Origin of the sequence: Methylovirgula sp., from assembly GCF_037200945.1 — a bacterium.
Taxonomy (GTDB): Bacteria; Pseudomonadota; Alphaproteobacteria; order Rhizobiales; family Beijerinckiaceae; genus Methylovirgula.
The window spans coordinates 562588-584571 of sequence record NZ_JBBCGP010000001.1 but is presented as its reverse complement, the minus strand read 5'-3'; the positions used below and the strand labels follow the sequence as shown (position 1 = coordinate 584571).

Genomic DNA, 21984 nt, shown 5'->3' with positions numbered 1-21984 from the left:
AGAAGGCTTTCGATCCCTCGCACCCATTGAATCGTTTGAGGCGCGGAAAAGCGGACATGTACTCGGAGAGATTTTTGAAATTGCCCGTGATGCACGGGGGCCTGAAGGGTAGCCAGAGTACAGGCTACGGCTATCTGCCGCCTTCCGGCGGATACGGCCGCCATGCCCTGACGCCTCGCCGACCAAAAAGTCGGACGAGCGCCCGCGCCTGTCGTCTGCCGCATCGTCTGCAACGCATGAGCGGAACGATCTCACGCAGCGTTGCTTCAGGCCCGAACCTTTCGATCAGGAGCTCGGCGTAGAGTTGGGAAATTTTCCAGCAGTGCCGGCATTCGAAATGCAGCGTGGCGCAGCGCGACACCTCGTAGAGCGTCCAATCGTAAACTTCTTTAGTGCGCGGCGCATGGACCATCGGTCATTGAAGCTTGCCGCGGGCATAGCCGAAGGATGTGAGTTCGATGGCCCGATTGCGCGCCATTTCCAGATAGGAAATCTGCGCCAACAGCGCGCGAATAGCTTTTCGTGCGTCGCCGCCATGCTCGACAAGAATTTCCTCTACGCCTTCGTTGAACAAATCTTCTTCGTTCGCCCTGGCGTCTTTTGCCGGTCGTGCTTGCATTTTCGCGCTCGCGTGTTCATGATGTGTTCTTGAGGAAAATGTCACGGCTTTTGTGGAGAGTCGAGTCCTTTTCAGCGGTCCGTCGCGCAAGGTTCAAGTATGGCTCGTAGCCAATAGGCGCTGAGTTTTTACGAAAGGCGTTTCTCAATGACCGATGGCAATCTGCAATCTTTCAGTCCTAGCGCCGCGATGGAATACGGCCTGCTCATCAACGCAGCGTATTCAATGGCCGGCGACCCGAACAACCTCACACCGCCCTGCGCCCAGTTGCCTCCTGGCTTCAAGTTCATTGCCTGGGTGCAGATGCAGGATTTCATACTCAATAGCAGCACCTGGCGTTTTTACGGTCTGATAGTGCAGCGCACGAATGACCCTACGAGATTCGTTCTAGCCATTCGCGGCACGGAGCCGACGAGCCTTGAGGAATGGATTGACGACATCACTTCGGTGGCAAGCACGCCTTTGCCCGGCTTCGGCAACGTCGGCTACGGCTTTAATCGCATCTTTGAGACCATGCGTGTGATCGAAGAAGGAGAATCCACACCAACGGACTTGTTTGCGGCTGCCGCGAAAGCGATGAAGCCCTTCACCCAACAAGTTGCCGAGACTGTGCAGAAACATGCCATCGCGGCTGCGCCTAAAGCCGAAGATCATGCTGAAGCGGTTGCCCCAACTGTGACCTCAGTGGAAGTTACCGGACATAGCCTGGGGTCGGCACTGGCAACGCTATATGTGGCTAAGAACGCCAACACGGCCGACGTTCATGTGCCAAGGATTTATACGTTCGCGTCTCCTCTGGTGGGCGACAGCACCTTTGTCGCCGCATTCGACAAGCTCGGGGCGGATTCCTGGCGCATAGCGATCGCTCGGGATATAGTCACGCACCTTCCCACTATAGGCTTCGCGCACGTGGACAAAGTCGAGGAACTCTATTCAGGTAAGTGGGTGAACAAGTCGGTTACGTGCCTCCATTCTATGATGACGTATCTCCACCTAATCCACCCTGCATTTCCGCTCGACAAGGGATGCGCGTGGGACGCTAATGCTGATGTGGGTCCCAACATCGGTGGCCACGCCTCAGCTTAGAGATGTGCAATCTTTACAGTGAACTTAAGGGTCAAGCCGCGATCCGCGCCGCGGCGCGTGCGATGCACGACCGCACCGGCAACCTTCCGCCCATGCCCGCGATCTTTCCAGATATGATGGCGCCGGTCGTGCGCAAAGCGGAGGATGGCGAACGCGAACTCGTCATGTTGCGCTGGGGTTTGCCCACGCCGCGTTCTGTCCTGAAAGGCATTGATCGCGGCGTGACGAATGTCCGCAACGTTGGCTCTCCGCATTGGCGGCCATGGACCGGGTGGACCAATCGATGTGTCGTGCCCGCGACGAGCTTTTGCGAGCCGTCAACGCATGCCGATCCCGTGACGGGCAAAAAGACGTGGCATTGGTTTGCGTTCAGCGAGGAGAGGCCATTGTTTTTCTTCGCAGGCTTGTGGTGCAAATGGCGCGGCGTCCGCGGGACTCAGAAAAATCCGGTGGAAGGCGAGCATGAATTATTTGGCTTTCTCACGACCGAAGCGAATGCAGATGTTTTCGCCGTTCATGAGAAGGCCATGCCGGCTATCCTCACGACGCCCGAGGAAATCGATTTATGGATGGCTGCGCCGATCAATGAAGCGCTTTCGCTGCAGCGGCCTTTGCCGGACGGAGCGTTACGGATCGTGAGGAGTGGGGTGCAGGAGGATCAGCCGTGATTTTACGTGCGCATGCACTGTCGTGGCGGCGCTCCATGCCTCAAGTGCTGGCGCTGACCCTTAATCGGCGGGTCCAAGATTCGAATCCTTGTGCGTCCTCCCCCCCCCGCAAAATCAAAAAGTTAGCTCGCATCAAGATAAGCTCCGGCATGTGAGAACCCATTTGGGAGTTTTATTGCCAGAATGTTCCATGGTAACGTCGCAGTGGTATAGATCGGCGGCGGATAAACATGATGACCAAGACTTCTCCTGAGGACTCGCGCGAAGAGATGCGCGACGTGGCACGTGGCGGTCGGTCAGCATCTCAACTTCCAGTGCCTAGCGGCGTGCGTTCGCCACCCGACGAGCCAGATTTCCAGCCGCAAATGACGGCCGGCCGAAAGGTCGCGCGCAAACATCGCAATGCCCTGCGCGAGCTTGCGAAGTAAGAGCCATGAAGGCGGACCATCCTGAAGTCAGGCTCGAAAATTGGCGCCTCGTGACCTTGCCCAACGATCCGAACGCCGTGCTGGTCGGGACGGTGACCGGTCACCCGCGAATCCAGGATGGCCGCCGGACGCTGACGACGCAGATCGTGGAGATGGCACCGGATAAAAGCTGGGCGCGCACACTCAACACGCATTACGTGCTGGGCGAGCCAATGCCAGAGGAGGAGGAGTTTGACGATCGGATCAAGGCCGGCATCGAACGCCGCATTTGGGCATGGCCACACCCCTCTATCGCGAATGATCTTTAGAAATTGTCCCAGAATCACAGGCATGTGAACGACGCAAAACGCATCTATTTCAGGTTGTGCTTGGCCACCTTTAATTTTTTCAGCGCCTCGCCTGCGGCGCGCATGTCCCCGCCAATCAGGACGCCGTCACCTTCCCCGTCTGGATAATACCCAGGCAGATCAACCGTGGTAGACTGGCCGCCATAGGAAACGATGAACGGTCGCACATCGCGACGCAAGATGCTGCCGGTTCCGGGGTCTGCCATCGTATCTGGAAGGTTGCGATCGTCGCTCATTCGGTCAAATTAAAATGCGCAACGCTCAGGTGCAAGCCGACCGGTTGATTCACGGAGCGCGGTCAGCTCCTTTATGATCCACATCACCGAGGCTTCGAGATCGTTCAGCGCCACGGCCTTGTAGCGGCTATCTGGCAGGTTCTCATAAAGCACCTCGAGCTCGGCCGCCTTTTCCTTGATGGCGTCGTACAGCGCCTTCTTCTCCGGCGTCAGCGACTGATCGCGCGGATCTGACACTAGCGCGTCAATTTCTTTCGCCTTTTTGAGTTTGATATATCTCGCTTTGCTTTTTCTGTGATTGTAGCGGGAGTAGATCGCCAGGCCAGTGCCCATAGCGACTAAAGTAGCCAAGTAAAGATACTGACCGTCCATGACTCACCTGGTGATTTGCTTCGCTTCGTCCTTAGGCTTCGATCATCGGCTCAGCAGTTTATCCCACGTGGCTTCTGCAGCGTAATAACCCCATCGCGTGCGTACACGACGCACGATTTCGAACAGGTCCCACATGCTACCATGTTCCATGGTCCACCGGATCATCAGATCGGTTGGGATTGGCACGGGTATCTTCTCGAGCGGAATGGCTCGGTAGCCCTCGAGAAAATCCTCTGGCGGAGAAAGATCATCCATGGGCGTCGACCAAATCGTCAAGCGATAAGGTTTGACCGAAAGTATGGAGAACAATAGCGTCCGTAAATTCTCCGGTCTGCGGATCGCCGCTGCGGGAAAAGGCGATTGCACCCACACCACTCGACGCAAGTCGCCTTGCGGCATGAATGGCATTCAAGGGCGATGAACATTCATGCGGGATCCCGGCGACCATGTCTCCGTCTTCGCTGCGCGTAAACGGCAGTGCTACATAATAGGTAATGGCACTCATCACTTACCTCGGATGTACGCATACTCTACGCAGTCAATCACATGCCGCCTTGTCGAATACACCGACAAGCCGGCGGCCATTAAATCTCCTCGGCACGTGATTGACTGCGGCCCGCATCCGCCTTAGAACATAACAGGAACATGTGCGGCGGTCAAGTTTACGGAGAGAGATATGCGCGACATCGCCTCGTCGAGATCAGCAAATGCGCAAGATAGTGCCGGAACAAAAGGCTCAGCTGGTCACGATCACATGCGATCGCTGTCAGGCGACATATCATCCTAAAGAAAAATTCGCCGACGAGATGGAGGCGCTGGAGTTCTTATCCTGCGAGGCCATAGGCGGTTACGGGAGCCAGTTTATCGGCGATGGGGTTCGCTGGTCTTTCGATCTTTGTCAAAAATGTACACACGATTTACTGGCCAATACATTCGCAAAATCGACTAGCCCTATGTTGATTTGCACTGAAAGCTGACCCGGCGAAGAGGGATATTTCCATCGAGAATTGACCCATGTTCGAACCACCCCTGCTTGATTTTGGCGGGGGCAATGGAGTGATCGACATGGCGTTATTGAGCGTGATTAGACGCTGGCATTTTCGAGAGCATCTATCGATCCGGGAGATCTCGCGCAGGACTGGCTTGTCGCGGAATACGGTCCGCAAATATCTGCGGTCCGGCGATGTGGAGCCGAAGTTTAAGGTTCCGGAGCGGCCAAGCAAGCTTGACGCCTTCGCCGACCGATTGTCGGCGTGGCTAAAAACGGAGGCGAACAAGCCGCGCAAGCAGAAGCGCACACTGGGGCAGTTGCATGCCGACCTGATCGGCCTCGGTTATAACGGCTCGTACAGTCGGGTTGCGGCCTTCGCCCGGGATTGGCGAGAGGCTCGGCAAAGGGAGTTGCAAACGTCGGGGCGTGGGATTTTTGTGCCGCTGGCGTTTGAACCCGGCGAAGCCTTCCAGTTCGACTGGTCCGAGGACTGGGCGATCATCGGCAATGAACGCACCAAGCTGCAGGTAGCCCATACGAAGCTGAGCTACAGCCGGGCCTTCGTCGTGCGGGCCTATCTTCTGCAGACACACGAGATGCTGTTCGACGCCCACAACCACGCCTTCCAGGTCTTCGGCGGCGTGCCCCGACGCGGCATCTATGACAACATGAAGACTGCCATCGACAAGGTCGGGCGTGGAAAGGCGCGCGATATCAATGCGCGCTTCCTGGCGATGGCTAGTCACTATCTCTTCGAACCGGAGTTCTGCAACCCGGCGTCGGGTTGGGAGAAGGGACAGGTCGAAAAGAACGTCCAGGATGCCCGTCATCGGCTCTGGCAGCCTATCCCGCGCTTTGCCTCCCTGGATACGCTGAACGAATGGCTGGAGGCGCGCTGCAAGGAGCTTTGGGGACAGACATCGCACGGGAGAATGCATGGAACGATCGCCGATATCTGGGCCGAGGAAGCCTCGGCTCTCATGCCGGCCTCACGCCCGTTCGACGGCTTTGTGGAATATACCAAACGGGTCTCCCCGACCTGCCTCGTCCATCTGGAGCGCAACCGCTACAGCGTTCCCGCCTCCTTCGCCAACCGCCCCGTGAGCGTGCGGGTTTACCCGGAGAAGATTGTCGTCGCCGCCGAAGGTCAACTGATCTGCGAGCATCGCCGCATCATCGACCGTTCTCACGATGGGCCAGGCCAGACGGTCTACGACTGGCGCCATTATCTGGCTGTCCTTCAGCGCAAACCCGGCGCGCTTCGCAACGGCGCTCCCTTCGTCGAACTCCCGGATGCCTTCAGGACATTGCAACAGCAGCTTCTCAGGAAGCCAGGCGGTGATCGTGAGATGGTCGACATCCTGGCGCTTGTCCTCCAGCACGACGAACAGGCTGTGCTCTCGGCCGTCGAGCTGGCATTGGAAGCAGGTGTTCCGACGAAGACGCATGTGCTGAATCTGCTTCACAGGCTGATCGACGGCAAACCTGTCGTTCCCCCGAGCGTCGATGCGCCTCAGGCTTTGAGGCTTACCAATGAGCCGAGGGCCGATGTCGAACGCTACGACGCCTTGCGGGAAACAGCGGAGGCGCGCCATGCCTCATAATCCTGCCAGTGGCGCCATCATCATCATGCTCCGGAGCCTCAAGATGCACGGCATGGCCCACGCCGTCGGCGAGCTGACCGAACAGGGATCGCCGGCTTTTGAGGCCGCCATCCCGATCTTGTCTCAGCTCGTGAAGGCCGAAACAGCTGAACGGGAGGTGAGATCGGTGGCCTATCAGCTCAAGGCGGCGCGGTTCCCAGCTTACCGCGACCTGAATGGCTTCGACTTCTCAAGCAGCGAGATCAACGAGGCGCTGGTGCGCCAGCTTCATCGCTGCGAGTTCATTGATGAAGCCAACAACGTCGTTCTGGTCGGCGGCCCTGGTACAGGGAAAACCCATCTCGCAACCGCCATCGGTGTGCAAGCCATCGAGCACCACCGCAAACGTGTTCGGTTCTTCTCGACCGTTGAACTGGTCAATGCGCTCGATCAGGAAAAGGCACAGGGCAGATCCGGACAGATCGCAAATCGTCTCATCCACTCCGACCTCGTCATCCTGGACGAGTTGGGCTACCTGCCGTTCAGTGCATCCGGCGGCGCGCTGCTCTTCCATCTCTTGAGCAAGCTCCACGAGCGCACCAGCGTTATCATCACCACCAATCTCAGCTTCAGTGAATGGGCGAGCGTGTTCGGCGACCCCAAGATGACGACCGCATTACTCGATCGCCTGACCCACCATTGTCACATCCTTGAAACCGGAAACGACAGCTTCCGGTTCAAAAACAGCTCGGCACATGCGGCCAAAACAAAGAAGGAGAAAAATAGAAACTTGACCATCGCACCTGATCCGAAAAATACATAACAGGCGGGTCAGTTCTCAGTGGAAACGCCGGGTCAACTCTCAGTGCAAATCAACAGACTATTGTTTGTCGGATGCCAACAAGCTCAGAGGACCGGTCGCCAACGAGTTCCCCGAGCAGTGATGATGTGTATCTGCGATCATGGCTCGGCGGTCACAATTGTCAACGACGACGCCATCGATGATCCGCGTCGGACGGGCTGGAGCCATAGGAGGGGATCTGAGCCTCACAGAAGAATTTTGAGTCGATCCCCCTCCAGGGGTTAAACAGACTCCGACTATCTCCAGGTCGAAGTAACGCTGCGCCGTGAAAAGCGGGACGCGAAGCTAGCTTTTTTTCAGGGCCTTTTTCTCGATCCCAGCGGCGAAATACGGAGTTTCTTCCGCGTTGTGAGCCTCGATTGCCAGTTGGAATCGGTGCCTTGCTTCTTCGTAGGGAATCCTGAGCGCCTCAAGATACTGATCGTATTTCTCGGTCGTATGAACCCAGACGTTATTGGTAAACTCGTGGTGAGTACCACTCTTGGGGGTTGCGATCAGTTCCCAAGTGACACGCGCCGTGGTGTAAATGCGGCCGATGAGAAGCGTGGAGACGGATTCGACGCGGCAATGAAGCTTTTCCGAAATCACCGGGTTGTAATGCTCGACAATGAGCGCCCCGCCGATGTCCTCGACGTTGATCGACATCGGCTTGCCATCGGGGCTGGTGGTGAAACCAGCAGATACATGTGCTTTGGAGATCGGCGTGCAGGCGGCGTATTCGGACTCGGGGACATTGTATAGCCAGTCGGTGATGTCAATGGCCGCGGTGGGTGCGTTGATGTGGAACTTGGCTGTGCTTTCGGCAAGAAGGCGAGGTTGAAACTCAGACTGGTTCGGTTCGGTGCTCACTACTGTATCTCCATCTCTGGAAGCGTCTTCATTGCGAGAGGGACATCCGATCGACGAGATTGTTCCATCTGTTCAGACGTGCGCCGACCTATACCCCGTGGGTCTTCGGCGGCTTCCAAAAACGGTTATCCGCTTGCGTATCGCACGCAAATCATTTTCGGCGAGGATGGTCGCATACCACATGCCATCGTGCGATCGAACAATTCTGCGACCGAATTTGGAAGCGATATGACGTCTTCGTTCGCTACAATTGCACGGAGGGTGTGTCTTGGAATCGGTGGCCCTGCCAGAATCAGACTGACGACTACTTGCCCTTCGTCATGAATGTGCGGGCACCCCACGGCCCTGATAGCGACGGGCTTTGGAATATGACATCTTCGGTTTGCCGAGAGCCGACGTGCGCTCCGCCTTCACTCCTCTTCACAGCACTTGATGTAATCGGAGAAACATATGCCTTTCGTCAAAACCAAAGACGGAACCGAGATTTTCTATAAGGACTGGGGCTCAGGCCAGCCGGTCGTCTTTCATCACGGCTGGCCTTTAAGCGCGGACGATTGGGACGCCCAGATGCTGTTCTTCTTGCAGCACGGCTACCGGGTCATCGCCCATGACCGTCGCGGCCATGGGCGCTCCGCTCAGACCGCGGCTGGCCACGACATGGACACGTATGCCGCGGATGCCGCGGCGGTCGTCGATGCTTTGGATCTCACGAATGCGATCCACATCGGTCATTCCACCGGCGGCGGCGAGGTCGCCCGTTATGTCGCGCGTTACGGCAAGGGCCGCGTCGCCAAAGCGATCCTCGTCAGCTCAGTGCCGCCATTGATGCTCAAGACGGATAAGAATCCGGACGGGACCCCTGTTTCAGTATTCGATGGACTGCGCGCGCAGCTTGCTGCTAACCGGTCACAATTCTATCGCGAACTTCCAATCCCGTTCTACGGTTTCAACCGAACCGGCGCGAAGGTCATCGAAGGCGTCGTCGATAATTGGTGGCGCCAGGGGATGATGGGTGCTGCCAATGCCCATTATGAAGGGATCAAGGCCTTCTCGGAGACAGATCAGACGGAGGATCTGAAGGCGATCGAGGTTCCGACCCTCGTGACCCAGGGTGATGACGACCAGATCGTGCCCTACATGGATGCCGTCCTGCTCCAGGCAAAGCTGGTGAAGAACTCAACTCTAAAGGTCTATCCCGGATATCCGCACGGCATGCTCACGGTTCATGCCGACGTGATCAACCCGGACCTGTTGGCCTTCATCAAGGACTGAGGGCACCCGGCCGGCGCGAACACTCCTGTCACGCCGGCCGATTCGAGCTGAAAGACATCTTGATGCTTAGAAAAGACTCGGCCCTCCTGCTTGCGTCACGAAGGGACTTTGTGATTGGCGCTGGGGGCGTAGCCGCCGCCGGCGCACTGGTTGGCCTACAGCTTAATCCGGCACTTGCCGCAATTCCGGAAGCGGGAAAGCTATTCAAGACCAAGGACGGAACGGAGATCTTCTACAAGGATTGGGGTCGCGGCCGGCCTGTCGTGTTTCACCATGGCTGGCCGGTCAGCGCGGACGACTGGGACGCGCAAATGCTGCTCTTCCTGCGGCACGGCTACCGCGTGATTGCCCATGATCGCAGGGGGCATGGCCGGTCCAGCCAGACCTCGGGCGGCCACGATATGGACACATATGTTTCGGACGTCGCGGAACTCACTGCTGCACTGGGGCTAAGGGATGCCATCCATATCGGTCACTCCACAGGTGGTGGCGAGGTAGCTCGTTACGTCGCGCGTCACGGCAGGGGGCGCGTCGCCAAAGCGGTACTTCTCAGCGCTGTTACGCCGATTATGGTGAAGAGCGGCGGGAATCCTGGCGGTACGCCCATCGCAGTCTTCGATGACTTGCGAAAGCAGCTTGCTGCAAACCGCGCCCAGTTCTATCGCGATCTTCCGATGCCGGTCTACGGCTTCAACCGCCCGAACGCCAAAACCTTGGACGGTGTCGTCGACAACTTTTGGCGCCAGGGCATGATGGGTGCGGCTAATGCCCAGTATGAATGTATCAAGGCTTTCTCCGAGACAGACTTCACCGCGGACCTCAAAGCCATCGATGTTCCAACACTTGTGATGCACGGCGACGACGACCAAATAGCGCCGATCGGCGATTCAGGCGTGCTATCGGCTAAACTCGTCAGAGGGGCGAAACTCAAGGTCTATAAGGGGTATTCCCACGGAATGTTCACCGTCCATGGCGATGTCATTAACCCCGATCTCCTGGCTTTCGTCCAAAACTGAAGGCGCAAAATCTGAAGGAAAATTCCATGCCTCGCGCTGTGAGATTCGATAAATACGGTGGTGTCGACGTCCTGCATGTTGTGGAGGTCGACCGCCCGGCGCCCGGGCCTGATCAGGTCCTCGTCCGAGTCAAGGCTGCCGGTATCAATCCGGGCGAGGCCTCCATTCGCGAAGGCGCTTTTGCCGAACGATGGCCCGCGACGTTTCCGTCGGGCCAGGGCAGCGACCTTGCCGGTGTCGTCGAGGAAGTCGGCAGCGCCGTCAAGAATGTCGCAGTCGGCGACGAGATTATCGGGTTCACCAATAATCGTGCTAGCCAAGCCGAACTGGTCGTCGTGGACGCCGACCATATCGTCCCTCGCCCGGCGCATGTCTCATGGGAGCAGGCGGGTGCTTTGTTTGTCGCTGGGACGACCGCTTATGCCGCCGTGCGCGCGGTTTCTCTGAAGACAGGCGACACCGTGGTGGTCTCCGGCGCCGCAGGCGGTGTGGGGTCGATTGCTGTTCAATTGGCCAGGATTGCAGGCGCCAAGGTTCTGGGTCTTGCGGGCACCGAGAACCATGCCTGGCTTAGAGATCACGGCGTGATTCCTGTCGCCTACGGAGATGGCGTCGCGGAACGGATTCGCGCTGCGGCCGGCAAAAAGGTGGATGCCTTCATTGACACCTTTGGCGGCGGCTATGTCGAGCTGGCGCTCCAACTCGGCGTCGCGCCCGATCGAATCGACACGATTATCGATTTTGCGGCCGCCGCGAAGTACGGCGTCAAGACCGATGCCAACAGCGCGGCGGCGCACGCCCAAGTGCTCGCGGAACTAGCCGGCCTGATAGACGCTGGGCGGCTAGAGATTCCGATCGCCAAGGCCTATCCCCTGGACGAAGTGCGCGAGGCCTATCGCGATCTCGCACGGCGTCACACGCGCGGCAAGATTGTGCTCGTGCCTTGATGATTTATTGTAAAGGTTTTCTCTGAGAGCAGCTTGAACTCGCAATATCAATCGCGCTGGTACCATGTGACGGCGGTGTGGTAGCGCGGTCGATGATCGAGCGTCGGCACAAGAGTCATTGGGGGACGTTCTAGGTTCCTCGAATTGAGAATAGACTCAGGGCATGCGCCCGATCAACATCCTATCCACCGTCTGAGCGAGGTTTGGAACGCGCCTTAATTCGTGCTTAGGAGATCCATAACCACGATGGCCAAGGAAACCTCTCCAAACGCTTCCGCCTTTCAAGCCAAAGGCTTCGTACAGGTGCGCGGTGCCCGCGAGCACAATCTCAAGAATATTTCCCTGGACATTCCAAGGGATGCCCTCGTGGTTTTCACGGGAGTGTCGGGATCCGGTAAGTCCTCGCTGGCGTTCGGGACTCTCTACGCGGAGGCGCAAAGGCGATATCTCGAGTCGGTGTCACCTTATGCGCGGCGACTCTTCCATCAGATGGCAATTCCGGAGGTGGATCAAATCGACGGGTTGCCGCCGGCGGTGGCGCTGCAGCAGCAGGGGGGCGCACCGACTGCACGATCGTCCGTCGGCAGTGTCACGACGCTCTCCAATCTCCTGCGGATGCTTTATTCGCGTGCGGGCGACTACCCACGGGGCCAAAAACTGCTTTACGCGGAATCATTTTCTGCGAACACTGCTGAGGGCGCGTGTCCCGAGTGCCATGGCCTCGGAAGCATATATCAGGTGACCGAGAAATCCATGGTTCCCGACGATTCGCTGACGATCCGTGAGCGAGCGGTCGCGGCGTGGCCGAGCGCATGGCAAGGCCAAAACCTGCGCGATATCCTAGTGACGCTCGGCTACGATATTGATCGTCCATGGCGCGATCTGCCGAAAAAGGACCGCGACTGGATTCTGTTTACCGATGAGCAGCCCACGGTACCGGTCTATGCCGGCTATAACGCCACGGAAGTTCAGCGGGCATTGAAACGAAAGGAGGAGCCGAGTTACCAGGGTACTTTTACGAGCGCTCAACGTTACGTAATGCAGACCTTTGCGAATTCACAAAGCGCTATGATGAAAAAGCGTGTCGCCCGGTACATGCTAGTCGGCGAGTGTCCTCTTTGTCACGGCAAGCGCCTTCGTCGTGAATCCTTGTCCGTGAAATTTGCCGAAATGGACATTGCCGAGATTTCGCGAGTGCCGCTCAAGCGATTAGCAAATCTCTTTCGTCCCTATGCAATCGGTCGGGGCTCATCCCGAAAGGATGAGGCACTGCATCCCGAGAAGGCGATCGTCGTTCGGCGAATTGCCCAGGATTTCACGGCGCGTCTTGATGTGCTCTTGGATCTCGGCCTCGGCTATCTCACGCTCGAGCGCAGTACGCCAACGCTTTCACCCGGCGAGCTTCAGCGGCTGCGCCTCGCGACGCAAGTCCACTCCAATCTGTTTGGCGTCGTTTATGTGCTTGATGAGCCGTCCGCCGGTCTTCATCCTGCCGACACCGAGGCCCTCTTAAGGGCTCTCGACAGGTTGAAAGCCTCAGGTAACTCACTCTTCGTCGTCGAGCACGAACTCGATGTGATCCGCCACGCGGACTGGATCGTCGATATCGGCCCGGATGCCGGAGAGCAGGGCGGGTTTGTTCTTTATAACGGTCCGCCGAACGGGTTGCGGCATGTGGAGCGTTCGCAAACGCGGCGCTACCTCTTCGAGAAGAACGGTCCAGCGGCCAGGACACCCCGCACGCCAAAGGGATGGCTGCGCCTGCGCGATGTCACGCGCAACAATCTAAATGGCTTGGATGTTGATGTGCCGCTCGGCGTATTCATAAGCGTGACGGGTGTTTCTGGATCGGGCAAATCAAGTTTGGTGAGCCAATTTCTCGTGGAAACGGTCGCGGAAAAACTCGGTCATTCCGTCGAGCCCTCGATCGACGGCGCCGAAGAGCCTGAGCACTCGGCAATTGAGACCTCTCGCGGCGAGATTGTAGAGGGCATGGACAAAGTGCGACGCCTTGTCATAGTCGATCAGAAACCGATCGGACGGACACCTCGTTCCAATCTCGCCACCTACACCGGCTTGTTCGATCAAGTTCGCAAACTGTTTGCAGCGACCAAAGGTGCGCGTGCCCGTCGCTATGATGCGGGTCGATTTTCGTTTAATGTAGCCAAAGGACGCTGTCCGACTTGCCAAGGAGAAGGCTACGTCTGCGTCGAACTGCTTTTTCTTCCGAGTGTCTACGCGCCGTGTCCGACCTGTCATGGTGCGCGCTATAACGATAAAACACTTGAGATCAAACTTCGAGACAAGTCGATCGCTGACGTGCTCGCAATGACGGTCGATGATGCTTACGAGTTTTTCGCAGACGACATCGCGTTGTGTCGTTCATTGGGCGTCGTTAGGGAGGTTGGTTTGGGCTATGTCCGTCTCGGTCAGCCTGCCACCGAACTCTCCGGCGGTGAGGCTCAGAGGATCAAGCTCGCGACGGAACTGCAGCGAATGCAACGCGGAGATACGTTGTATATCCTTGATGAGCCAACGACTGGATTGCATCCTTCGGACGTCGAGAAGCTAATGAAGCAACTGGACGGCCTCGTGCAATCCGGAAACACCGTGATCGTTGTCGAGCATGACATGCATGTCGTGGCCGCGTCTGACTGGGTGATCGATATGGGACCCGGCGCGGGCGACGAAGGAGGGAAACTGGTGGCGGTGGGGCCACCTGTCGAAGTTGCGACAAGCTCCCATAGTCAAACCGCCCCTTATCTTGCTCGCTTAAGTTCGAAGGTCCAGAATTGAAATTTGCAGTCTGTAAACGGCGAAGACCGCGATTAAGCTAATCGACGAAGCGCTGAAGTTTTTCATTTTCCCCGCCGTTGACCTCTTGAAGCGATCTTCTTTGTAGGATGAGACAGCCAGCTAGCTAAATCCCAGGCATTATTTATCGCAATAAGCAGGAGGCCGATCGTCGCCAACGCGAAGAGATAAGGCGCTACATCCATCGGAACAGCGACTAACGCGGCTACTATTTCAAATCCCAGGTACATTGTTATCGGCAGCACCCCATAAAGCCACAGATCGGCTGCCACGAAGCCGGGCGGTGGGTCTTCGCTTATAAACTGCCGAGTGACCCAGCCGGAGTATATCAGTCCGATTATTCCGCAGCCCGCGGCGATGATCGCGACTATGAGCCGGGGCAAGTGCGGAGCCACCGCCATCGCGCTGATTATTAAAACGACAGCCAAATGAAATACTGTCGGAGTCGCATAGACAGAATAACCGCGTAAAGGATTCTCAATATCCTTATCGGCGCTCAGTGTCGCCACGATGAACAGCAAGCCGATAAGTGCAGCCGCTGCGCCGCCAATCATTACATAAAAATCTGACCACCCTTCAAACATATTCCCTCACCTGTTCGCTGTGTCAGCATCATATAATTTAGTCCACGTGCAGTGAGCCGTCCGTCCAAAAAGCTGCTGCCGAGGAGGCGCCCAACTACCGAATTGACTTAAGTGGCTCGGGAGGCCGTGCGTTTGGATAATGGGATGTTTTTTCTTGAAAGACCCCTGCGCGTGTCTTTCTTAGCCTACATGCCGGTCTATGACACTTCAGCTCGTCTTCCCAAGCAATCCGCTCTGCCGTGATCTAAAGGATATACTTACTCTGTTTCAGGATGCCGATGCTTTGCCATTTTCTTATCTTCGCGAGCTTAACTGCAACGTTCGGTTTGCGGTTGGAGAAAGTTCGATGCTGCTTGAGTGAAAGCGTCCCGTGCCGTCGAGAGAGCGGTTCACTCATTCTCGATGCAGCCGCATAGTACAACCACCGCATCAAAACCACCCCCCACTTTTCGTAAGCCTTGGATCCATGGCAGCACCCCCACTATCTAATGTAGCCGCTTGGCGAGACATAATCACACGTCGAGCAATCCATGAATTTAGGCCGGAAGAATTTGTCGCGGTCTATGATACACGGTCACCATCGTCCGATCCCAAGGTGGTTCGGGAGATCGAAAAATACATCCTTCTACTAATTGAGCGATTGCTCGAGGAGAATTTGGGTTATGGAGATCTCCGCAACAGCGTCGCCGAGAGTAAACACCTGGCGCGAAATAGCATCCATGATGCGTTGCTGGATCCGGAGAGCGAAGACGGACAGTCGCTTAGGACGTATTTTCGAAGAACGATTCAGAACAGGTGCGTGGACGCTTTTCGAAAGCAGCTCCAGTACGACCGGCGGTACACAGCACTAAAGGATTTAGGAGAGAATTTTGAAGTCGATTTAGATGGCAGTCCTAAAGGTCACCACAGGGGATCCCCAGATCGAAACGAGGACCGCCTAATTTGGATTATCGATCTAGAAAACATGACGGAGGCGGAGGCGCACGCGGGGCGCCGGCTGACTCTCGAGATGACGATCAGGGGCTATGCGCAAGATGAGATCGCGTTAGCGACAGGGGCGAGCGTTCGCCAAGTTAGAAGGTGGCAAAAGTCCTTCGTAACTTAAACCTCTTCAAAATTCGATATGGATCAGGTCGTATGACAGATACCTTAATTTCGAGCGACAAAGACTCCGTATTGTCCGCTTTCCTTGAAGCCTGCCCCGTTCCCCTTCCCAGTGAAATCGCAAAGTGGCGGGTGCGCTACCCGGAGTTTGCTACTGAAATAATGGAATTAGCAGCCGATATGATCTTCTTGCAGAATGAGCGGGAGATCGTTCCGCTGTCCGAGCAAAAGCAGAAGTCTGAGGAAGAGGCGTACTCTATAGCCATCAAGTCGCTGCGCGCAGCCGAGCAGAGATTATCCCAAAAACAACGTGGCTCTGGCGACCGCGGGGAAGGCGTCCTCGTTGATTTGATTTCTCGAAGCGCATCCGAAAGCGGTCCAATTGAGCGTGATTGGCAAAATACGTTTGGTGCCCGGCTAAGAGCTGCCAGAGAGAGCCAGGGCCTTAGCGAGAGTGCGGTGCTCACCGCGCTTGCTCTGGAACGAAGCCCAGAATTCATACGAGAGCTCGAAGACGACGTCGTCGATCCTGACAATCAGATGACCGCGGCGTTGTCGAGAGTGCTCACCGTTTCTCAGGGCTATCTCTTCAACAGGCGCGACTTATATCTAATCGATGTCAGTCCACGCAACGGGCATCTATTGACGTCTCAGCAGCTCCGCTGGATTGAGATCCAAGCAATTGATTACGCTCAGGAATGTCTGCAGCTCGAAGAGAAACTCGGCGGGGTTATAGCACCCCTAGGGACTATATCGATGGGAACCGTGGAGGAGGCCGAGAAGGCTGCCACGGATGTTCGGTCGATGTGGGGGCTGGGCGATGCGCCAATTAGAAGCCTTACGTTGGAGCTTGAAAATCGGGGAACAAAAGTCTTGCTTCTCGATATGGGCAATGGCGATGGCTTCGCCATGCGGATCAATGAGGGCGATCGGCCGAAGACGCAGGTTATCGTGGTAGGTCGGCGGTGGCCAATCGAGCGCCGCCGATTCACTCTCGCCCATGAACTCGCGCACCTTTTGGCTCCGGACATTTCGGAAACGAGCGCGGATCACTTCGCGGGCGCGTTCCTAATTCCTACTGATATTGTTCGGAGGCGCTTTCGAAATGCAGCCGATATCACGATCCAAGCCCTCATCCCTTTGAAGGAAGAGTATGGTGTCAGCCTGCAGGCGATTGCTAATCGATGCAGGATCGCCGGGCTTATTGATGACAAGCGGCTCGCAGAACTTTTCAGGTCTTTCCACAATTCCGACCCGGCCTACGGCAAAGCGAGCCTCGAGGGTTTCATGGAGATGCCGTCCAGATACAAAGAATTACGGCAAAAGGCGCGTGCCCTCGGACTAGCCGAATAGTTTAAGAGAGGGCAATCGACCAATGTGGACAGAGGCGCTTATGGAGCCTAGGGATCAGCCTCCGTGACGCCCGTCGCCTCTTACGCGTCGCCGCTTTTATAGCGTCCGAGCGCAGGGTTGTTCAGGCACTCCTCGATGCGTCGCCGCTTTTTCTGAAAGGACTCCAGAGCCGCCTCGTCGTCGCGGCGTGCGCTTTCCACCGTCCGGTCTATCGGCTGGTTCTCGCGGGCGTTTGCGAGAGCGTAGAGGTCCGCCGCAAGATTCATAATGTCTGCGGCGAACTGAGGGTGACGCTGTCGCCACTCCGCGATCTGCGCCGGGGAGGGCTCCGGGCATTCGTCCAAAAATGCCGCGAGAATCGCGTCACGGTCTTCGTTGTTCTCTTTATTGGGGGTCATTAGGCTTCTCCTTTCAGAGGACTACGGCCTAAATGTTCCGTTAATGCTCTTAGCGCCACTCTCCCATTTAGTTCAGATACTTAGCGCGTCAAGTCTGAATGCGGTGACTTTATTTCAGGCGTTGGACTCGGAATTCCGTGACAATTTTTTGGGGTGGGCGTGACAATGAGAATGCGGTTTTGACAATGAATTGGGGTGAACCACAACCACACAAAGCCACGCGCCAATCAGGGCTCGAGTTCCGAGTCCCAATAGAGATAATCCATCCAGCTTTCGTGCAGATAGTTAGGCGGGAATGCGCGGCCGTTCTGGTGCAGATCGGCGACCGTCGGCTGGTAGGGATTGTGGACCGGCCACATATGCGCTTCGTTCGTCAGCCGGTCGCCTTTTCTGAGATTGCAGACCGAACACGCGGCGACGACATTCTCCCACGTCGTCATGCCGCCTTTCGAGCGCGGGACGACATGGTCGAAGGTGAGTTCTTCGCGCGTCCCGCAATATTGGCAAGAGAACCGGTCGCGCAGGAATACGTTGAACCGGGTGAAAGCCGGATGACGTGATGGCTTGATATAGGTTTTGAGCGAGACGACGGAGGGCAGCCGCATTTCGAAGCTGGGGCTGCGGACGGTCCGATCGTAATGGGAGACGATATTGACGCGGTCGAGGAACACAGCCTTGATGGCGTCCTGCCACGACCAGAGGGACAGAGGATAATAGCTCAGCGGCCGGAAATCGGCGTTGAGCACGAGAGCCGGACAACCTTCCGGCGAAACCGTGGGTTGGCAGTGGATCGTCAAACTGGCACCTCATCCGCCAGCGGCAAAACTCTGACTTTCGACGCTTACCTAGCTAATACCCCGACTTTGTAATCCCTCTCAGCGGCGCTGCGCCATTTCACGCAAACTGCCGAAACTCCTCTAAATCACCTCACGCATTAACGCAAATCAGCCCGCAACTGTGTGTCACGATCGCATGACGGGTCTGTGAAGGGAACAGCCAAGCCGCCGATGCCGGCTTAGCGCGTCGGCACCGGCGTGCCGCTGCGATAGTCGTAAAAGCCACGCTGTGTTTTGCGGCCGAGCCAACCGGCTTCCACATATTTCACCAGCAGCGGACAGGGGCGATATTTCGAATCGGCCAGTCCTTCGTGCAAAATCTGCATGATCGAGAGGACGGTGTCGAGGCCGATGAAATCGGCGAGTTGCAGCGGCCCCATCGGATGGTTGGCGCCAAGCCGCAGGGCGGTATCGATGGCTTCGACCGAGCCGACCCCTTCGTAGAGAGTGTAGATCGCCTCGTTGATCATCGGCAAAAGAATCCTGTTGACGATGAAGGCGGGGAAGTCTTCCGAGACGATGGCCGTTTTGCCGAGCCGTGCGATGAGCTGTTTGGCGGCGGTGAAGGTCGTTTCATCCGTGGCGATGCCGCGAATCAATTCGACGAGTTGCATCCGCGGCACCGGATTCATGAAATGAATGCCGATGAATTGTTCCGGCCGCCCGGTTGAGGCCGCCAGACGCGTGACCGAGATCGATGATGTGTTGGTCGCCAGCATCGCGCCGGGCCGCAGCACCGCCGACGCCTTTTTAAAAATGGTTTGCTTGACCGACTCGTTTTCAGTGGCGGCTTCGATGACCAGATCGCAATCTGCGAATTCTTCATATGCCGTCGCGCGTCCGACGTGGCTCATCGCGGTCTGCACGGCCGCCTCATCGATCTGCTTGCGCTCGACAAGTCGGGCAAGGTTGCCGCTGATCGTCGCGAGGCCGTGGTCGATCCGCTCTTCGGTGACATCGTTCAGGACGACATCGAGGCCAGCGACCGCGCAAACTTGTGCGATCCCTGCGCCCATCTGACCCGCCCCGATGACTCCGATTTTGGTGATTTCAGTCATGAGGTCCCATCCAAGGAGAAGCCGGCGACAAAGCCTTCGTGTCGGGTCGATCCTTGCAAGCAGCAAGCCGCGATCCTCACGGGGACTTAAGCTCGTTTAACGTGTCGCGTCAAAGTTCAGATGACAGTGTTTGCTCAGCGGCCGACGCTGAAACGAAGCGGTACGGTAAACGATCCGCCTGGTACCCCGGCCGGGGCTGGAGGCACCGGGTTCGCGCGCCGCACGGTTTCAACCGCGGCCCGGTCGAGGATCGAAGACCCGGAGCTGCGCACCAATCGTACACTCCGAATGCCGCCGCTGGCACCGACCGAGAACGCAACGACAGCCGTGCCGTTGGTCCCCTGCGCGCGCGCCTCTTCGGGGTATTCCTTTTCGCTCATGATCCGCATGACGATCTCGCTTTTCCAGTCAGCGACGGCGGCGCCGCTCAGGCCGGCCATGGGCGCGGCCTGCGACTGGGCATGGCGGAGATCCGAGCGTGTCGATTTAATCCGCCGCTGCGGTTTTGGCATGTGGTGCGTCGGCTTGGGCGGCTTCTCTGTTTTTTCGACGACCGGCTTCGGCGGGGGTGGAGGCGGCGGTGCGGACATCACGACTTCCGCCTGCGGTGCCTCCTGCACGTCAGGTTCAACCGGCGCATTCGTGTCATTTGTCGGCGGCGGCGGCTGATCCGGCGGTGGCGGAATCACCGGGCTCGGTGGTGGCGGCGTATCGGGCTGCACCTGATCGGGCTGCGGCGGTGTATCGACCTCATCCTGCGGTGGCGGCGCGACGGCGATCGGCGCGAGATCAATCATCACCGCATCCGGCGGCGCACCCGGCGGCTTTTGCTCGGGCCGCGTCACAAGATAGATGGCGACAATCGCCACATGAATGGCGATCACGATGAGCGCCGCAATGCCCCAGCGATGCCAGCCGGAATGTTCTTTCGGCGGCAGGATGGTATGGGCGAAACTCATGGCGTCGAGGCCGGCGCGGTCCCGTTTTCGTCAGGCGCCTGCAAGGCGTCGAGACCGACCAGCGCGATCTTCAGATAGCCGGCCTTGCGCAGCACATTCATCATGTCGACGATATTGCCGTAGGCGATGGTCTTGTCGCCGCGCAGAAAAATCCGCTGCTGCGTATCGTTGCCGGTCGCCGCCCTGACAGCCGCCGCCAATCCGTCGCGGCTGACCTGCGCATCCCCGACAGCGACCGTAAGGTCGGGCTTGATGGTGACGAAGACCGGCTTGTCCGGGCGCTGCGCCGGCTGCGCGGTCGAAGCCGGAAGATCGACATTGATATCGACGGTCGACAGCGGCGCTGCGACCATGAAGATAATGAGGAGGACGAGCATCACGTCGATGAAAGGCGTGACGTTGATGTCGTGATTTTCCTCGAGCGTGTCGTCGCTCGTCGAGAGTTTGACGGCCATCGGATCACTCCGCCGGGCGGCGCATGCCGACGACGTGCCAATTCTCCGTTGGGGCGGAGGCGCCGCGGTCGAGATCACGCGAGACGTGACGCAGAATTTCCGCCGCCGCATCGCCGAGGATGGCGCGATAGCCTGAAATGCTGCGGGCAAAAACGTTGTAGATGATGACCGCGGGAATGGCGGCGACGAGACCGAAGGCTGTGGCGAGCAGAGCCTCGGCGATGCCCGGCGCGACGACGGCAAGATTGGTCGTGTGCGTCTTCGAGATGCCGATGAAGCTGTTCATGATGCCCCACACAGTGCCGAAGAGGCCGATGAAAGGTGCGGTCGAACCGATCGTGCCAAGGATGCCAGTGCCGTGGTTGACGAGCCGGCCGGCGCGCGCCTCGATGCGTTCGATCAGCGCCGCGGCGCGCTCCTTGATGCCATCAGGATTGAGATCCGCTGAGCGATCGACCTCCGCCGCGGCTGCATCGACCATGCGCACCACAGGGCCTTTACCCTTGCCGAGATCGGTCCGCGCGGCGTCGAGCGTCGCTGCATGCGCGAGGATGCCGAGCTGACGTGACGCGTTGCGCTTCGCATTGGCAAGTTCGAGGCTCTTGACGAGCCATACGGTCCAGGTCGCGAGCGAGGCGAGCGCCAGCCCGACCATTACGATCTTCACGATGATATCGGCGTTCAGGAACATGCCCCAGGCCGATAGATTTTGCGGCAGCAGTTGCGAGGCGATTGAGACCGGCGCATTCGAGACAGGCGCGGCAGGTGCCGGACTTGCAGCCGCCGGCTGGGTCGCGACGGGTTGCGCCGGTGTGCCGAGTACAGCGGGCTTTGCCGGTGTTGTGGTCGCCGCAGCCGTCGGGGCAGGCGCCGTTGGCTTCGGAGCTGCGATGGCCGGGGACGGCGGCGCGGCGACGCTGGGGGCGGCCTCCGGGGCGGGCGCCTGCGCGAAACTGAGTGTCGGCAACGCCATCAATATGGCGACGGTGAGAGGCACTCGGCCAAAGGCCTTTACGCGACGCGCATCAAACATGAATTCCGTCCTTGTTCTCAGCCTTCCGCCCGTGTCCGTGCCAACTTGCGTGGCAAGGCGCCAAGGGTCAATCTGCGCGGGGAAATATTCGCGCGATCGATGATTTCTTCTATC

General features: G+C 57.8%; 23 protein-coding genes. 11 read left to right on the top strand and 12 right to left on the bottom strand.

The features are described 5' to 3' along the window. Positions 1-415: 415 nt before the first annotated feature. Positions 416-619: a hypothetical protein gene (locus WDN02_RS02765; protein ID WP_337292055.1), complete on the bottom strand. Its 204-nt coding sequence runs from the start codon at positions 617-619 to the stop codon at positions 416-418. 147 nt (positions 620-766) lie between these two features. On the opposite strand from WDN02_RS02765, the gene WDN02_RS02760 reads away from it, so the two are divergent. The 3 genes from WDN02_RS02760 (at position 767) to WDN02_RS02750 (ending at position 3109) form a co-directional block, all read left to right on the top strand. Beyond that, positions 767-1705 carry a lipase family protein gene (locus tag WDN02_RS02760; RefSeq protein ID WP_337292054.1) on the top strand — a complete coding sequence of 313 codons (939 nt, stop codon included), beginning with the start codon at positions 767-769 and terminating at the stop codon, positions 1703-1705. A gap of 2 nt (positions 1706-1707) precedes the next feature. Further along, positions 1708-2373 (top strand): SOS response-associated peptidase, encoded by a 666-nt coding sequence (locus WDN02_RS02755; protein WP_337292053.1) that lies wholly within the window; start codon positions 1708-1710, stop codon positions 2371-2373. A gap of 433 nt (positions 2374-2806) precedes the next feature. Next, the gene (locus WDN02_RS02750; protein ID WP_337292052.1) at positions 2807-3109 is read left to right on the top strand and encodes a hypothetical protein; all 303 of its coding nucleotides are present in this window, start codon (positions 2807-2809) and stop codon (positions 3107-3109) included. Between the two features lie 44 nt (positions 3110-3153). Here the strand turns inward: WDN02_RS02750 and WDN02_RS02745 are convergent, their stop codons facing one another. The 3 genes from WDN02_RS02745 to WDN02_RS02735 all read right to left on the bottom strand — a co-directional run bounded on the left by WDN02_RS02745 (position 3154) and on the right by WDN02_RS02735 (position 4261). Then, on the bottom strand, positions 3154-3384 hold the full coding sequence (locus WDN02_RS02745) for a hypothetical protein (protein ID WP_337292051.1): 231 nt from the start codon (positions 3382-3384) through the stop codon (positions 3154-3156). Positions 3385-3393: 9 nt separating this feature from the next. Next, positions 3394-3756 carry a hypothetical protein gene (locus WDN02_RS02740; RefSeq protein ID WP_337292050.1) on the bottom strand — a complete coding sequence of 121 codons (363 nt, stop codon included), beginning with the start codon at positions 3754-3756 and terminating at the stop codon, positions 3394-3396. Between the two features lie 247 nt (positions 3757-4003). Beyond that, positions 4004-4261 carry a hypothetical protein gene (locus tag WDN02_RS02735; protein ID WP_337292049.1) on the bottom strand — a complete coding sequence of 86 codons (258 nt, stop codon included), beginning with the start codon at positions 4259-4261 and terminating at the stop codon, positions 4004-4006. Positions 4262-4463: 202 nt separating this feature from the next. On the opposite strand from WDN02_RS02735, the gene WDN02_RS02730 reads away from it, so the two are divergent. From WDN02_RS02730 to istB, 3 genes are all read left to right on the top strand, one after another. Next, the gene (locus WDN02_RS02730) at positions 4464-4733 is read left to right on the top strand and encodes a hypothetical protein (RefSeq protein WP_337292048.1); all 270 of its coding nucleotides are present in this window, start codon (positions 4464-4466) and stop codon (positions 4731-4733) included. Positions 4734-4821: 88 nt separating this feature from the next. Next, positions 4822-6351, top strand: coding sequence for an IS21 family transposase (gene istA / locus WDN02_RS02725; protein ID WP_337294846.1), 1530 nt, complete (start codon positions 4822-4824; stop codon positions 6349-6351). Continuing rightward, positions 6341-7153: an IS21-like element helper ATPase IstB gene (gene istB / locus WDN02_RS02720; protein WP_337292047.1), complete on the top strand. Its 813-nt coding sequence runs from the start codon at positions 6341-6343 to the stop codon at positions 7151-7153. The genes istA and istB overlap by 11 nt, the downstream gene beginning before the upstream one ends. Positions 7154-7477: 324 nt before the next feature. Here istB and WDN02_RS02715 read toward each other — a convergent pair whose 3' ends face one another. Next, positions 7478-8041: a hypothetical protein gene (locus tag WDN02_RS02715; RefSeq protein ID WP_337292046.1), complete on the bottom strand. Its 564-nt coding sequence runs from the start codon at positions 8039-8041 to the stop codon at positions 7478-7480. Positions 8042-8491: 450 nt separating this feature from the next. Between WDN02_RS02715 and WDN02_RS02710 the strand changes: the two genes are divergently transcribed. From WDN02_RS02710 to uvrA, 4 genes are all read left to right on the top strand, one after another. Then, complete coding sequence (locus WDN02_RS02710; protein WP_337292045.1) at positions 8492-9313, top strand: alpha/beta hydrolase; 822 nt, start codon at positions 8492-8494, stop codon at positions 9311-9313. Between the two features lie 110 nt (positions 9314-9423). Further along, positions 9424-10329 carry an alpha/beta hydrolase gene (locus WDN02_RS02705; protein ID WP_337292044.1) on the top strand — a complete coding sequence of 302 codons (906 nt, stop codon included), beginning with the start codon at positions 9424-9426 and terminating at the stop codon, positions 10327-10329. A gap of 26 nt (positions 10330-10355) precedes the next feature. Next, positions 10356-11276: an NADP-dependent oxidoreductase gene (locus WDN02_RS02700; RefSeq protein ID WP_337292043.1), complete on the top strand. Its 921-nt coding sequence runs from the start codon at positions 10356-10358 to the stop codon at positions 11274-11276. Positions 11277-11522: 246 nt separating this feature from the next. Continuing rightward, on the top strand, positions 11523-14072 hold the full coding sequence (gene uvrA, locus WDN02_RS02695) for an excinuclease ABC subunit UvrA (RefSeq protein WP_337292042.1): 2550 nt from the start codon (positions 11523-11525) through the stop codon (positions 14070-14072). A gap of 62 nt (positions 14073-14134) precedes the next feature. Here the strand turns inward: uvrA and WDN02_RS02690 are convergent, their stop codons facing one another. Next, the gene (locus tag WDN02_RS02690) at positions 14135-14674 is read right to left on the bottom strand and encodes a hypothetical protein (RefSeq protein ID WP_337292041.1); all 540 of its coding nucleotides are present in this window, start codon (positions 14672-14674) and stop codon (positions 14135-14137) included. Positions 14675-15811: 1137 nt separating this feature from the next. Between WDN02_RS02690 and WDN02_RS02685 the strand changes: the two genes are divergently transcribed. Next, on the top strand, positions 15812-17131 hold the full coding sequence (locus tag WDN02_RS02685) for an ImmA/IrrE family metallo-endopeptidase (RefSeq protein WP_337292040.1): 1320 nt from the start codon (positions 15812-15814) through the stop codon (positions 17129-17131). Positions 17132-17211: 80 nt separating this feature from the next. On the opposite strand, the gene WDN02_RS02680 is transcribed toward WDN02_RS02685, so the two are convergent. The 6 genes from WDN02_RS02680 to exbB all read right to left on the bottom strand — a co-directional run bounded on the left by WDN02_RS02680 (position 17212) and on the right by exbB (position 21870). Further along, positions 17212-17529: a hypothetical protein gene (locus WDN02_RS02680; protein ID WP_337292039.1), complete on the bottom strand. Its 318-nt coding sequence runs from the start codon at positions 17527-17529 to the stop codon at positions 17212-17214. A gap of 227 nt (positions 17530-17756) precedes the next feature. Further along, positions 17757-18326: an HNH endonuclease gene (locus tag WDN02_RS02675; RefSeq protein WP_337292038.1), complete on the bottom strand. Its 570-nt coding sequence runs from the start codon at positions 18324-18326 to the stop codon at positions 17757-17759. A gap of 218 nt (positions 18327-18544) precedes the next feature. Beyond that, on the bottom strand, positions 18545-19423 hold the full coding sequence (locus WDN02_RS02670) for a 3-hydroxybutyryl-CoA dehydrogenase (protein WP_337292037.1): 879 nt from the start codon (positions 19421-19423) through the stop codon (positions 18545-18547). 134 nt (positions 19424-19557) lie between these two features. Continuing rightward, complete coding sequence (locus WDN02_RS02665; RefSeq protein WP_337292036.1) at positions 19558-20382, bottom strand: TonB family protein; 825 nt, start codon at positions 20380-20382, stop codon at positions 19558-19560. Further along, positions 20379-20837, bottom strand: coding sequence for a TonB system transport protein ExbD (gene exbD / locus WDN02_RS02660; RefSeq protein ID WP_337292035.1), 459 nt, complete (start codon positions 20835-20837; stop codon positions 20379-20381). Before exbD ends, WDN02_RS02665 begins: the two co-directional genes overlap by 4 nt. A gap of 4 nt (positions 20838-20841) precedes the next feature. After that, positions 20842-21870, bottom strand: coding sequence for a tonB-system energizer ExbB (gene exbB / locus WDN02_RS02655; RefSeq protein WP_337292034.1), 1029 nt, complete (start codon positions 21868-21870; stop codon positions 20842-20844). Positions 21871-21984: the final 114 nt, after the last annotated feature.

What these genes read in the sequence shown, in the direction of transcription:
- exbD (WP_337292035.1), bottom strand. Translation starts at nt 20,837, where the DNA reads ATGGCCGTCAAACTCTCGACGAGCGACGACACGCTCGAGGAAAATCAC.
- WDN02_RS02735 (WP_337292049.1), bottom strand. Translation starts at nt 4,261, where the DNA reads ATGAGTGCCATTACCTATTATGTAGCACTGCCGTTTACGCGCAGCGAA.
- WDN02_RS02760 (WP_337292054.1), top strand. Translation starts at nt 767, where the DNA reads ATGACCGATGGCAATCTGCAATCTTTCAGTCCTAGCGCCGCGATGGAA.
- WDN02_RS02685 (WP_337292040.1), top strand. Translation starts at nt 15,812, where the DNA reads ATGACAGATACCTTAATTTCGAGCGACAAAGACTCCGTATTGTCCGCT.
- uvrA (WP_337292042.1), top strand. Translation starts at nt 11,523, where the DNA reads ATGGCCAAGGAAACCTCTCCAAACGCTTCCGCCTTTCAAGCCAAAGGC.
- WDN02_RS02730 (WP_337292048.1), top strand. Translation starts at nt 4,464, where the DNA reads ATGCGCAAGATAGTGCCGGAACAAAAGGCTCAGCTGGTCACGATCACA.
- WDN02_RS02765 (WP_337292055.1), bottom strand. Translation starts at nt 619, where the DNA reads ATGCAAGCACGACCGGCAAAAGACGCCAGGGCGAACGAAGAAGATTTG.
- exbB (WP_337292034.1), bottom strand. Translation starts at nt 21,870, where the DNA reads ATGTTTGATGCGCGTCGCGTAAAGGCCTTTGGCCGAGTGCCTCTCACC.
- WDN02_RS02670 (WP_337292037.1), bottom strand. Translation starts at nt 19,423, where the DNA reads ATGACTGAAATCACCAAAATCGGAGTCATCGGGGCGGGTCAGATGGGC.
- WDN02_RS02680 (WP_337292039.1), bottom strand. Translation starts at nt 17,529, where the DNA reads ATGACCCCCAATAAAGAGAACAACGAAGACCGTGACGCGATTCTCGCG.
- WDN02_RS02740 (WP_337292050.1), bottom strand. Translation starts at nt 3,756, where the DNA reads ATGGACGGTCAGTATCTTTACTTGGCTACTTTAGTCGCTATGGGCACT.
- WDN02_RS02665 (WP_337292036.1), bottom strand. Translation starts at nt 20,382, where the DNA reads ATGAGTTTCGCCCATACCATCCTGCCGCCGAAAGAACATTCCGGCTGG.
- WDN02_RS02700 (WP_337292043.1), top strand. Translation starts at nt 10,356, where the DNA reads ATGCCTCGCGCTGTGAGATTCGATAAATACGGTGGTGTCGACGTCCTG.
- WDN02_RS02750 (WP_337292052.1), top strand. Translation starts at nt 2,807, where the DNA reads ATGAAGGCGGACCATCCTGAAGTCAGGCTCGAAAATTGGCGCCTCGTG.
- WDN02_RS02755 (WP_337292053.1), top strand. Translation starts at nt 1,708, where the DNA reads ATGTGCAATCTTTACAGTGAACTTAAGGGTCAAGCCGCGATCCGCGCC.
- istA (WP_337294846.1), top strand. Translation starts at nt 4,822, where the DNA reads ATGGCGTTATTGAGCGTGATTAGACGCTGGCATTTTCGAGAGCATCTA.
- istB (WP_337292047.1), top strand. Translation starts at nt 6,341, where the DNA reads ATGCCTCATAATCCTGCCAGTGGCGCCATCATCATCATGCTCCGGAGC.
- WDN02_RS02745 (WP_337292051.1), bottom strand. Translation starts at nt 3,384, where the DNA reads ATGAGCGACGATCGCAACCTTCCAGATACGATGGCAGACCCCGGAACC.
- WDN02_RS02710 (WP_337292045.1), top strand. Translation starts at nt 8,492, where the DNA reads ATGCCTTTCGTCAAAACCAAAGACGGAACCGAGATTTTCTATAAGGAC.
- WDN02_RS02690 (WP_337292041.1), bottom strand. Translation starts at nt 14,674, where the DNA reads ATGTTTGAAGGGTGGTCAGATTTTTATGTAATGATTGGCGGCGCAGCG.